Origin of the sequence: Kitasatospora sp. NPDC093102 (assembly GCF_040683915.1) — a bacterium.
Taxonomy (GTDB): Bacteria; Actinomycetota; Actinomycetes; order Streptomycetales; family Streptomycetaceae; genus Kitasatospora.
Genome location: NZ_JBFBFA010000013.1, coordinates 120660 through 131887 on the forward strand (window position 1 = coordinate 120660; position 11228 = coordinate 131887).

The 11228-nt window shown below is 72.3% G+C and carries 13 protein-coding genes; 6 read left to right on the forward strand and 7 right to left on the reverse strand.

The genetic code is table 11. The annotated features are described in order from the left end of the window. Positions 1 to 200 precede the first annotated feature (200 nt). Both AB0O11_RS19720 and AB0O11_RS19725 read left to right on the forward strand, forming a co-directional pair. Positions 201 to 1241: a zinc-binding alcohol dehydrogenase family protein gene (locus AB0O11_RS19720; protein WP_363388318.1), complete on the forward strand. Its 1041-nt coding sequence runs from the start codon at positions 201 to 203 to the stop codon at positions 1239 to 1241. A gap of 331 nt (positions 1242 to 1572) precedes the next feature. Then, entirely contained in the window at positions 1573 to 2001 is a 429-nt protein-coding gene (locus AB0O11_RS19725; RefSeq protein ID WP_363388320.1) for a CBS domain-containing protein, read from the forward strand. 66 nt (positions 2002 to 2067) lie between these two features. Here AB0O11_RS19725 and AB0O11_RS19730 read toward each other — a convergent pair whose 3' ends face one another. The 3 genes from AB0O11_RS19730 to AB0O11_RS19740 form a co-directional block, all read right to left on the reverse strand. Then, entirely contained in the window at positions 2068 to 3396 is a 1329-nt protein-coding gene (locus AB0O11_RS19730; RefSeq protein WP_363388322.1) for an acyltransferase, read from the reverse strand. Between the two features lie 68 nt (positions 3397 to 3464). Next, positions 3465 to 3827 carry a hypothetical protein gene (locus AB0O11_RS19735; protein WP_363388324.1) on the reverse strand — a complete coding sequence of 121 codons (363 nt, stop codon included), beginning with the start codon at positions 3825 to 3827 and terminating at the stop codon, positions 3465 to 3467. A 191-nt stretch (positions 3828 to 4018) separates the two neighbouring features. Continuing rightward, entirely contained in the window at positions 4019 to 4222 is a 204-nt protein-coding gene (locus tag AB0O11_RS19740) for a cold-shock protein (protein WP_043910359.1), read from the reverse strand. A 344-nt stretch (positions 4223 to 4566) separates the two neighbouring features. Between AB0O11_RS19740 and AB0O11_RS19745 the strand changes: the two genes are divergently transcribed. The 4 genes from AB0O11_RS19745 (at position 4567) to dnaK (ending at position 8605) form a co-directional block, all read left to right on the forward strand. After that, the gene (locus AB0O11_RS19745) at positions 4567 to 4977 is read left to right on the forward strand and encodes a hypothetical protein (RefSeq protein ID WP_363388327.1); all 411 of its coding nucleotides are present in this window, start codon (positions 4567 to 4569) and stop codon (positions 4975 to 4977) included. A gap of 317 nt (positions 4978 to 5294) precedes the next feature. After that, positions 5295 to 5723 (forward strand): Hsp20/alpha crystallin family protein, encoded by a 429-nt coding sequence (locus tag AB0O11_RS19750; protein WP_363388330.1) that lies wholly within the window; start codon positions 5295 to 5297, stop codon positions 5721 to 5723. Between the two features lie 56 nt (positions 5724 to 5779). After that, positions 5780 to 6058: a dsRBD fold-containing protein gene (locus AB0O11_RS19755; protein WP_363388332.1), complete on the forward strand. Its 279-nt coding sequence runs from the start codon at positions 5780 to 5782 to the stop codon at positions 6056 to 6058. A gap of 693 nt (positions 6059 to 6751) precedes the next feature. Then, the gene (gene dnaK / locus AB0O11_RS19760; protein WP_363388335.1) at positions 6752 to 8605 is read left to right on the forward strand and encodes a molecular chaperone DnaK; all 1854 of its coding nucleotides are present in this window, start codon (positions 6752 to 6754) and stop codon (positions 8603 to 8605) included. Positions 8606 to 8761: 156 nt separating this feature from the next. On the opposite strand, the gene AB0O11_RS19765 is transcribed toward dnaK, so the two are convergent. Genes AB0O11_RS19765 through AB0O11_RS19780 form a run of 4 tightly spaced genes read right to left on the reverse strand, consistent with a single transcriptional unit; the run spans position 8762 to position 11224 of the window. Next, a complete protein-coding gene (locus tag AB0O11_RS19765; protein WP_363388338.1) occupies positions 8762 to 8962 on the reverse strand; it encodes a hypothetical protein in 201 nt (66 codons plus the stop codon). Positions 8963 to 8970: 8 nt separating this feature from the next. Then, positions 8971 to 9720, reverse strand: a complete 750-nt coding sequence (locus AB0O11_RS19770; protein WP_363388341.1) for an SRPBCC domain-containing protein — start codon at positions 9718 to 9720, stop codon at positions 8971 to 8973. Between the two features lie 29 nt (positions 9721 to 9749). Next, positions 9750 to 10997, reverse strand: coding sequence for a cytochrome P450 (locus AB0O11_RS19775; protein ID WP_363388343.1), 1248 nt, complete (start codon positions 10995 to 10997; stop codon positions 9750 to 9752). Positions 10998 to 11008: 11 nt separating this feature from the next. Then, positions 11009 to 11224, reverse strand: a complete 216-nt coding sequence (locus AB0O11_RS19780) for an MbtH family protein (protein ID WP_363388346.1) — start codon at positions 11222 to 11224, stop codon at positions 11009 to 11011. Positions 11225 to 11228: the final 4 nt, after the last annotated feature.

Here is an 11228-nt window from a genome sequence, read left to right on the forward strand (position 1 = left end):
GCCACCGAGACCGTCGCGCACGCGCGGAGGCAGCCGTGCGCCGTGTCACCCGCTTCGCCACCCCCGGCCGGGAGGACCCCGGCCTGACCGGTGGCCCGGAGCCGCTGAAGCGGGCGGTGGCGGCCACGGAGCAGGAGACTTGATCCCGGGCGATCCCGGCCCCGACGGCCGGGAGCACGGCGGACAGGCAGGAGGCGGCGATGACCACCACGGAATTCCTACCGACGGAGACCGGGGCCTGGGCGGTGGACCGCCCCGGGCCGGTCGACGGGCCGCGACCGGGCCCGCTGGTGTGGGGGCGGCGGCCCCTGGAGGCTCCCGGGCCCCGGGAGATCCTGGTCGAGGTGGAGGCCTGCGGGGTGTGCCGCACCGACCTGCACCTCGCGGAGGGCGACCTCTCCCCCAGGGTGGCGAGGTGCACGCCCGGACACGAAGTGGTCGGGCACGTCCTGGCCGTCGGTGCCGAGGTCGAGGAGTTCACCGACGGGGACCGGGCCGGGGTTGCCTGGCTGGCCCGGACCTGCGGCAGCTGCGGGTACTGCCGCAGCGGGCGGGAGAACCTCTGCCCCGAGTCGCGCTACACCGGCTGGGACCGGCACGGCGGCTACGCCGGTCACCTGACCGCGGACGCCCGCTTCGCCTACCGGCTGCCCGCAGGCCCGCCCGCCGAGGAACTGGCCCCGCTGCTGTGCGCCGGGATCATCGGCTACCGCGCCCTCGAACGCGCCGAACTGCCGACGGGCGGGCTGCTGGGCATCTACGGCTTCGGCGCGTCCGCGCACCTGACCGCCCAGCTCGCCCTCGCCCGAGGCGCGAGAGTGTCCGTGTTCACCCGGGCCGCGGCGGCCCGGCAGCTGGCGCTGGAGCTGGGTGCCGCCTTCGCCGGCGATTCGTACGACCCGCCACCGGAACGGCTGGACGCCGCCGTCCTCTTCGCCCCGGTCGGCGAACTGGTGCCGGTCGCCCTCGCGGCCCTCGACCGCGGCGGCACGCTCGCCGTGGCCGGCATCCACCTCACCGACATCCCGGCGCTGAACTACCAGCGGCACCTCTTCCAGGAACGCACACTGCGCAGCGTCACCGCCAACACGCGGGCCGACGGGCGCGCCTACCTCGCGGAGGCCGCCCGCACCCGCCCGTCGGTCCACGTCAGCCGCTACCCCCTGCACCGGGCGGACGCGGCGCTCGCGGACCTCGCCGCGGACCGGGTGACGGGAGTCGCGGTGCTCGTCCCGGAGTAGTGCGCCGCCGCACGCGTCCGGGCCCACCGGCCTGCGCCCCGGGGCCGGCCGGCCCTGCTCCGCGCGCCCGGCCGCCACCGGCGATGCGGTCGGAGCGGGGGGCAGCCCTCGGGCGGCCCCGCCGATGGGGCCCAGTGGTGGGCCGAATGGCCCTGCCGCCCCGCCCGTGGCAGCGGTCTGCTGGGAGCACAGACCCGCTCCACCGCTCCGGGCCCTGACGAGTGGAGGCACTGTCCGTGCTGACCGACGCATCCCGCACCTGCACCCAGCCGCTCGACCGACCGCCGGACGCCACGGCCTCGCCGGGCGACGCCGGAAAGGCCACCGCGCCATGAGGGCCTCGGACCTGATGACGACACCCCCGGTGACGGTCGGCCCTGCCACGACGGCCTTCGAGGCGGCCGTACGGATGGCGGAGGAGGCGGTCGGCTGCGTCCTCGTCACGGAGGACGGCCGGCTGCTCGGCATCCTCACCGACCGCGATCTGACCGTCCGCGGCCTCGCCCACGGCGGGAACCCCGGACGGCCGGTCGTCGACCTCATGACCGTCCCGGTCGTCACCGTGGACGCCGACGACGACGTGGACGCCGCCTACCGCACGTTCCGCAGCACCGGCGTCCGCCGCCTGCCCGTCGTCGTCGACGGCGACCGCCCGGTCGGCATGCTCACCGTCGACGACCTGCTGCGCGACGTCGTCCAGCGGCTTCTCGACCTGTTGGTGCCGGTCTCCCGCAGTGCCCTGCGGGAACCCGCCGCCTGACCGCAGGACCCGGACACCGGGCGCAGCCGATCCCCACGTGCTCCTCGACTCGGCCGGCAGGCCCGGTCACGGCCCGCCTCGCCCCGGCGTCGGACCGCGCGCCCCGGGCCCGGCATCCCGGGGTCGACCCGACCGAGGACGCCGACGGCGGGAGAACAGCACCAGCAGGAATCCGCCGACGTACAGCGCGAGGACGGCCCCGGCAGGCTGCCCGGCCGGGGCGAAGCCGTTGACGGCCAGTCGGGCCAGAGCGGGCAGAACCACGGCCAGGCCACAGACGAGCAGAACCGCCGACATGCGCCCGCTCCCTCCCGGACCGGCGGCAAGGCGGCGCAGCGGCCGCTGCGCCCGTTGCACGGCCAGGACCAGTGGGACGAGCACCAGGGCCAGGACGGCGAGCCAGAGCGGGCGCAGCACCCACCACTGCCAGGAACCGGCAGCGTACTGGGGCGCGATCCCGGGCGGGTAGAACGTGATCGCGACGATCACCACCGGGATGGGATGCCACAGGTAGACCGTCATCACCGCCCGGTTGAGGCGGGCGAGCCGGTCCTGCCGCTCCGCTGTGGCGAGCAGACGCCGCCCGGCCGGTTCCGCCGCCAGGAGGAGGCCGCACTGGGTCGCGGCGAAGGCGAGCAGGGCGATGGACGGCGGCGTGGTGTTGCCGGCGCGGCTGCCGGTACCGACCATGTCCACCGGGAACGGCCCCAGGGCCAGCAGGCCCGCGAGGAGGACCGCACCGGCCGCGGCCAACACGACCGGACGTCGGCCGCCGGTGAGTCGACCGTCGTGCCAGGCGAATCCCCACTGGTGCATGGAGCCCCACACCAACAGGTAGTTGGCGAAGCCGACCACCGGAAGTCCCGGGCCCAGGACCGCCAGATCCACGGCTGCGGCGACGATCGCCATCACGAGGGGCACCCACAGGCCCCACCGGTGATGCGCGGCGAGGAGCACGGGAGTGAGGACGATCAGCAGCAGGTAGACCGGCAGGAACCACAGGTGCAGGGCGATGTACCAGCCGGTCTGCGCGAGTTCGCCCGTGCCCGCGCCGCTCGCCCGGGCCACGGTGACGCCGAGGAAGGCCGCGGCCACGTACACCGTGGTGGGCCAGAGCAGCCGCAGGCCACGTCGGCGCACCCAGCTCGCCCAGTCCCCTTGACGTCGGCGGTGCTCGGTCCAGGAGGCCGCGTTGGCGAAGCCGCCGACCAGGAAGACGGCCGGCATCACCTGGAAGACCAGTGTGAGCCAGCGCCCCCATGCCACGTACTGCAGCGCGTCCTGGCCCGCGAGCTGCCCGTTCCGGTAGGTGGGGTTCGTCACCAGCCAGTGGCCCAGGACGACCGTGCCGATCGCCCCCACGCGCAGGAAGTCCGCGTAGCGGTTGCGTTCCACGGTTCGACTCCCCGGCGGTTGTTCGGGCTCCTCCGCGTGGGACCGGGTCCTGGGCGCGGACGGAGCCGTCACCCCGTGTGTCGGCGGCCCTGCCGGGCCGCGTCGGCAGCCGTCGCCGCGGTCCCCGGGTCGGTGGTGTCAGCAGGCGAGCCGCTCCCGGCGCGGCTGGTGACGGCGGTGTCACAGACCGGGCAGGCATGTCGGTGCCAGCGCGGCGGGCACCAGGGGTCACCCGGTGCGGCGGGATGCGGCGAGTCGGGTTGCATGTCGCGGGCCGACAGCCCGCAGAGGGTGAACTGTGCCGGGTCGGGCGTGCGGGCGGCGGCGTGGACCCGGACGACGGGTGCCTTCAGCGTGGCGGGCTGCCTGTCGGCTGTGAGGATCCGTATGTTCATCGGTCCGTCCAGCTCCAGCAGTGCGATGAGATCCATACCCCCACCGTGGCCTGCCCGGACACCCTGTGCATCCGGTCGTCGGCGCGCGGGTGTACTCGACAGGTGTCGGGGGCGAGCCCTGCGAACCTCCGGGCGCGGCCCCCGCGGAGGGTGCGGCTCGCTACCGGCGGACATGGGAAGGCGCCACGCACACGGGTCGTGCGGGGCGCCCTCTCATGTGCGGAAGGTCAGGCCGGGCGGATGTGCTCCGCCTGCGGGCCCTTCTGGCCCTGCACGACGTCGAAGGTCACCCTCTGGCCCTCCTGGAGTTCACGGAAACCCTGGGCGTCGATGTTCGAGTAGTGAGCGAACACGTCGGGGCCGCCGCCGTCCTGCTCGATGAAACCGAAGCCCTTCTCGGCGTTGAACCACTTCACGGTGCCGGTAGCCATGCGTTTCTCCTTCGTCGGGACTGATCGGGTCCCACGGGTGCGGGCCCGGAGGTGATCGCCTTGGTCCGGAGACGCATTGACCAGCAAAAACGCCCACGGCATGTAACCGCGGGCGAGAACTTCGGAACCACGACTGCTTGATCAGAACGTTACACCGTAGGGAATCCGGCGGCCAGGGAGCCGAGCCGGACACGAAGCGCCGTGGCTGTCATGCCCACAGGCGCTTCGGTCGACGCCGAGCCGTCGGCGGCGGCGGCGGACGGGGAGGGATTCCCGCACCGAACAGATGCGGGAGTCCCGGCACTGGCAGACCCTTGGAGGAGAACCGACTCCGGAGGAGAGCGATGACCGGTGCCAGTGCCTCACGGGAACCGAGCGCCATGGTGCACATGTCGATCTCCGGTGCGCCATCCGTGGCGAACGTGGTCGCCGATACGGTGGGTCAGTCGTTCAGGCTGATCACTGTCCCTGGTCCCGGAACCGCGAGGGACTATGTCTCACTCGCCGACCAGGTGGTCCACCTGCGCTGGCAGGTGGACACGTCGGCGCCGATCACGGAGGCCCCCGCACAACCGGTCTCCCCCGCAGACGTCGGGGCCGACTCGGTGAAAGTGGAGCTCGACGGTAGGGCCGATGCCGTGGCCAAGGTCTCGGCGCTGATCCGCGCCCGCTTCCGCGCCGGCCCCCCGACGGGATTCTCCCAGGCGTTCGAAGTGTGGCCGGCGAGTCCGCCGGACGCCACGGACCGGGCATGACCGAAGCGGCACACGTGGCCGCGTTCGTCCGGCTCTCCGGCGAGAGCCAGGTTCGGCGCCCGGTCAGCGGCGGTCCCGCGGTCGACCGGGAGGCCGGCGTGACCGGGGTCTCGCCCGGGGAGGAGAACAGCGCGGCGAGCCATGGTCCGCTCACCGCCTCCGCAGACGGGACGGTCCCGCCGACGGGGCCCAGCGGTGGGCCGAACGGCCCTGCCGTCCCGTTCCCGGCAGCGGTCTGCTGGATACGGAGGCCCGTTCCCCACCCCCGGGCCCTGACTGCACCCGGAAACGACCCCATCTCCGCTCTGGAGGCCATCATGGCCAGTGACCTGCGCAGAAGATTCCCGTTCGGCGGCCGGTGGCCCTCGCTGCCGGACCTCTTCGAGGACTTCCCCACCGACCTGCGCCTGCCGCGCGGCTCGCACGTGATCCGCATCGAGGAGTCCGTGGCCGAGGGCATCTACCAGCTGAAGGCCGAACTCCCCGGCGTCGACCCCGACAAGGACATCTCGATCAGCGTCGACGACGGCATGCTGACGGTCCAGGCCGAACGCACCGAGGAGAAGCAGGACGAGCAGCACTCGGAGTTCCGCTACGGCTCATTCAGCCGCAGCGTCCGGCTCCCCGCCGGCGTGCGCGACGAGGACGTCACCGCGTCGTACGACCGAGGCGTCCTGACCATCCGGGCACCGATCGGCGAGGCCGCGAAACCCGCCCGCACGATCGAGATAACCCGGGGCAGCTGATCCCCACGTCCGGGCCCCGGGCAACGCTCCGGGCCCGGCAGACCCTGGAGCCGGAGATGACCACGAAGACCCCGACACCGATGCGCACCAAGCGCTGGACCCTGCGCCTCGACCTCTTCGAGGAGGGCGACGCCACCAAGGTCCACGCCGTCCTCGACACCGGTGACAACACCCTGGAGAGCCGTACCACCGCCCACCGCAATCCCCACGACCCGCCCGTGCCCGAGATCGGCGACGAGTACGCCGCCGCCCGGGCTCTGATCGACCTCGGCCACCAGCTCCTGCGGGCCGGCCGCGTCGACGCGGAGGCGAATGAGCCTGTCAGGAACGGCTGACGGAGCCCGCCCCGGACGACGGGTGCGGTCTCCGCAACGCCGGGGCCCGCACGCAGCGACCGCACCGGGGCACCGCCGGTGCCGCCCGACGGGAAGGGGCGTGAGGCGATGGCGAAGCTGACCGTCGACGGTGCTGACCTGGTGCTCCGGCTCTCCTGGTGGGAGCGGCTGGTGACCGGGACCGCACCGGTTCGTGTGCCGCTGACGGCGGTCGAGGACGTGGCGGTCCTACGGGAGCCGTGGCGGGTGTTCCGCGGATTCAGGGAGCGGGGGCTGCTGATTCCCGACACCCTGTGCCTGGGGGTCTGGCGGCATCCCGGTGGGAGGGACTTCCTCGCCCTGCGCCCGCGCGCCGGTGGGGCCGTCGTCCAGGTCGACCTGCGCCGGACCTCGCCGTTCGCCCGGATCGCCGTCCAGTCCCCGCAAGCCCCCCAGACGGTGGCCTCGGTACGTACGGCGGCACGCCGGACAGCGCCGACGGAGCGCGGGCCCGAGCAGAAGCCGGATGCGTCGGAGGCCTCGCCAGAGCCCGCCGGGCTGCCGGGCGGCCGGCCCGAGACCGGACCGCTGAGGGTGTCGTTCCCTCCTGACGTGCCGCACCTGAGGGGGTCGGACTGTGCCTTCGGGCCCGGAGCTCACGTTTTGCTCCTCCTCCTGAGGTAAGGCGCCTAGGGCAGGAAAGGAGGCCTGGCGATGGTGCGTGCGGTTGGTATCGATCTGGGGACGACGAACTCGGTGGTCTGCGTACTGGAGGGCGGCGAGCCGGCCGTCATCGCGAACACTGAGGGTGCGCGGACCACCCCGTCGGTCGTGGCGTTCGGCAAGGGGGGCGAAGTGCTGGTCGGCGAGGTCGCCAAGCGGCAGGCGGTGACCAACGTGGATCGCACGGCCCGCTCGGTGAAGCGGCACATGGGCGAGGGCGACTGGCGCTTCCCGGAGAAGAGCGAGGTGGACGGCAAGCGCTACACCGCGCAGGAGATCTCGGCCCGGGTGCTGCAGAAACTCAAGCGGGACGCCGAGGCCTACCTCGGCGAGGGCGTGACCGACGCCGTGATCACGGTGCCCGCGTACTTCAACGACTCCCAGCGCACCGCGACCAAGGAGGCCGGCGAGATCGCGGGCCTGAACGTGCTGCGGATCATCAACGAGCCGACCTCCGCCGCCCTCGCCTACGGCCTGGACAAGGAGAACGAGCAAACGGTGCTGGTCTTCGACCTCGGTGGCGGCACCTTCGACGTCTCCCTGCTGGAGATCGGCGAGGGCGTGGTCGAGGTGAAGGCCACCAACGGCGACACCCACCTCGGCGGCGACGACTGGGACCAGCGCGTCGTCGACCACCTGGTCAAGCAGTTCAGGAACGGCTACGGCATCGACCTGTCCAAGGACAAGATGGCCGTCCAGCGCCTGCGCGAGGCCGCCGAGAAAGCGAAGATCGAACTGTCCGCCGCCAGCGAGACGACGATCAACCTGCCGTACATCACCGCCTCGGCCGAGGGCCCGCTGCACCTGGACGAGAAGCTCACCCGCGCCCAGTTCCAGCAGCTCACCGCCGACCTACTGGACCGCTGCGAGGGGCCGTTCCACCAAGCCGTGAAGGACGCGAAGATCAAGCTCGCCGACATCGACCACGTGATCATGGTCGGCGGCTCCACCCGGATGCCGGCCGTCACCGACCTGGTGAAGAAGCTCACCGGCAAGGACCCGCACAAGGGCGTCAACCCGGACGAGGTGGTGGCCATCGGCGCCGCGCTCCAGGCCGGTGTCCTCAAGGGCGAGGTCAAGGACGTCCTGCTGCTGGACGTCACCCCACTGTCCCTGGGCATCGAGACCAAGGGCGGCATCATGACCAGGCTGATCGAGCGCAACACCACGATCCCGACCAGGCGCTCGGAGGTCTTCACGACCGCCGACGACAACCAGCCCTCGGTGACCGTGCAGGTCTACCAGGGCGAGCGCGAGATCGCCGCGTACAACAAGAAGCTCGGCATGTTCGAGCTGACGGGCATCGCACCCGCGCCGCGCGGCCTGCCGCAGATCGAGGTCACCTTCGACATCGACGCCAACGGCATCATGCACGTCGGCGCGAAGGACCTCGGCACCGGCCGGGAGCAGAAGATGACCGTCACCGGCGGCTCCTCCCTGCCCAAGGAGGAGATCGACCGGATGATGCGCGAGGCCGAACAGCACGCCGAGGAGGACCGCCGCCGGCGCGAGACCGCTGAGACCCGCAACCAGGGCGAGCAACTCGTCTACACGACCGAGAAGTTCCTCCAGGACAACCAGGACAGGATCCCGGCCGATGTGAAGAGCGAGGTCGAAGCAGCCGTTATCGAGCTCAAGGGCAAGCTCAAGGGCCAGGACTCCGCCGCGATCCGCACGGCGAGCGAGAAGCTCGCCCAGGTCAGCCAGAAGCTCGGCCAGGCCATCTACGCCCAGGCCACCCCCGATGCGCCGAGCGGCGGCGCAGGCGGCCCACAGGCCGACGAGCAGGAAGTCGTGGACGCCGAGATCGTCGATGAGGACGAACGCAAGGGAGGCGCCCCATGACACGCCACTGCGGCCGCACGGGAAGCCCGAGGGGCGGCGCAGGCCTGCTCGGCGTCGCCGCCGGCACGGGCGGGAAGACCGCCGGACATGGCGAGGCCGGTGTCGTCCGGACGCGGTGGCTTCCGGACGGCACCGGCCTCGTGAGGGGGAGGAGGTCTACCAACGGCGGCGTGGCGGCGCCGGGTTGAGCTTGTCGGCGAGCGCCGAGAGGAAGGTGGGGAGCTTGTCCACCATGGCCTTGGGGACCGGGGTGGTCTGGACGCCGCCCCGCTGTACGTCCTCGACGAGGAGCGTGTAGGTGCCGTTCTCCTCGACGAGTTCGGCGGCGAAGATCAGTGTTCTGGTGGAGGTTTCCATCGAAGGTCCTAGGCTTGGGTGTCGTTGAGCCAGGCGGTCCACGCCGCGGTGGCCTGCTGCTCGTCGGCGCCCTCGGCGAACAGGTGGTGGCCGAGCCAGATCGGCACGTTCCAGGTGCTGCCGTTGAAGAACCGGTAGAGCGCGTCCGGGCCGCGCAGGCCGACGAAGTCGGCGCTGAGCCAGTCCACGACGACCTCCTCCGGCCTTCCGTCCGTACCGGGGAGGTCAAGCGGCAGCCGGTCGCCGACGGCCGCGTCGGGGGCGAGGCCGAGGCGTCGGCGCAGGGCGGCGAAGTCGGCCGGGTCCGCGGTGGGTTCGGGGCGCTGGGCCCTGACGTAGACGGCGGGGCGGCCGGCGAAGTGCCGCAGGTACTCGGCGAGGCCGTGCTGGTAGAAGTCGACGTGCTTCTCGGCCGCGTCCGACTTGGCGTCCCAGGCCCAGGCCTCGTCGACGACGCCCGTGTGCACCCAGTGGATCCCCATCCGCAGGTGGCTCGTTCCGCCGTCGGCCGGCTCGATGTGGTAGCTGAGCGTGTTGGAGAACCCGCCGTCCTGGGTCGCCCGGACGGCGAAGTGCTGCGGCGGCTCCCACACCATGACGGTGGAGTTGCCCCGGGTTGCCTTTCCTCCGACGCGCGGCTCCACCTCCATCGGGTACAGCCAGCCGAGGTTGCCGGCGCCGGTGGCGACCGCGTCCCAGACCTGTTCGGGCGTGGCGGGCAGGTCCTGTTCCCGGCGGACCTCGAACTCTCGGGCCATGGTCGGTACTCCTTCGTCGTCGTTCACGGTCAGTAGGTGAGCGGGAGGGCGCTCAGCCGCCGTTGCAGCGGGTTGGGCCGCCAGTCCAGCGCCGCCCCGTCGGCCGGCCGCAGCTCGGGCAGCCGGCGCACCAGCGTGCCGATCGCCACCTCGGCCTGGAGCTTGGCCAGCGGGCCGCCGAGACAGAAATGCGGGCCGTGGCCGAAGCTCAGGTGCCGGTTGCCGGGGCGGGACAGGTCGAGCCGGTCGGGGTCCTCGAAGCGCTCGGGATCGCGGTTGGTCGCACCGAGGAACAGGTACACCAGCTCGCCCTCCCGCAGCGTCCGCCCGCCGATCTCCAGGTCCTCCGCGACGACCCGGACGATCGCCTGGGTCACCGTGTCGTAGCGGGCGAGTTCCTCGACGGCGCCGCGGATCAGCCCCGGGTCCGCGCGCAGCCGGGCCAGTTGGTCCGGGTGGCGCAGCAGGGCCAGCACGCCGTTGCCGATCAGGTGGGTGGTGGTCTCGTCGCCGGCGGTGATCAGGACGAAGCAGGTGGACAGCAGTTCGGAGTCGGTGAGCCGGTCGTCCTGTGCCTGGGTGGCGACCAGGGCGCTGATCAGGTCGTCACCCGGTTCACGCCGGCGCTGCCGGATGAGCCCGGACAGGTACTCCTCGTACTGCTCGATCGCCGCCTCGGACTTGTCGATGTCCTCGCTGAGCCGGCCGAAGCGGTGGAACCAGCTCTTGACCTGCGGCCGGTCCTCGTCCGGAATGCCGAAGAGCTCGCAGACGACGGACATCGGCAGCGGGGAGGCGACCGCCTGGATGAGGTCCATGGCCGGCCCCGCGGCGACCGCCTCGTCGATGAGCCGGTCGACGATCCGCTGGACGCCGTCGCGCAGGGCTTCGACCCGCCGGGCGGTGAAGGCCCGGTTGGCCAGCTTTCGCAGCCGGGCGTGATCCGGCGGGTCGGTGTTGGTCATCACGCGGCCGAGCCGGTCGGTGAGCCGACTGAAGGCCTTCATGTCGCCGCCGAGCGCGCCGTAGGCGCGGGTCATCCGGTCCCGGTCGTTGGACAGTCGCAGGTCGCTCAGGGCCGCCTCGACGTCGGCGTACCGGGTGAGGTACCAGATGCCCTGGGCGCTGCGGTGGACGGGGCTCTCGCGCCGCATGCGGGCGTAGAACGGGTACGGATCCCGCCGGGCCTCGGCGGTGAGCAGGTCCGCGGCGAAGTCGTGGGGCGGGGCGAGGCCCGCCGCGGGGCGGGCCTCGTCCATGGTGTCGGTCGGGTTCACTACGAGCCGCGCTACCGCTGGGCGTCCATGACGTCGGCAAGGCTCCTGGGCCGCATGTCGGTCCAGGCCTGCTCGACGTACTCCAGGCAGGCGGCGTGGGTGTCGGGGCCGTGGGTGACGGTCCAGCCGGCCGGGACGTCCGCGAACTGCGGCCAGAGCGAGTGCTGGTTCTCGTCGTTGACGAGCACGAGGAAGGTGCCGTCCTGATCGTCGAAGGGGTTGGTCATGGGA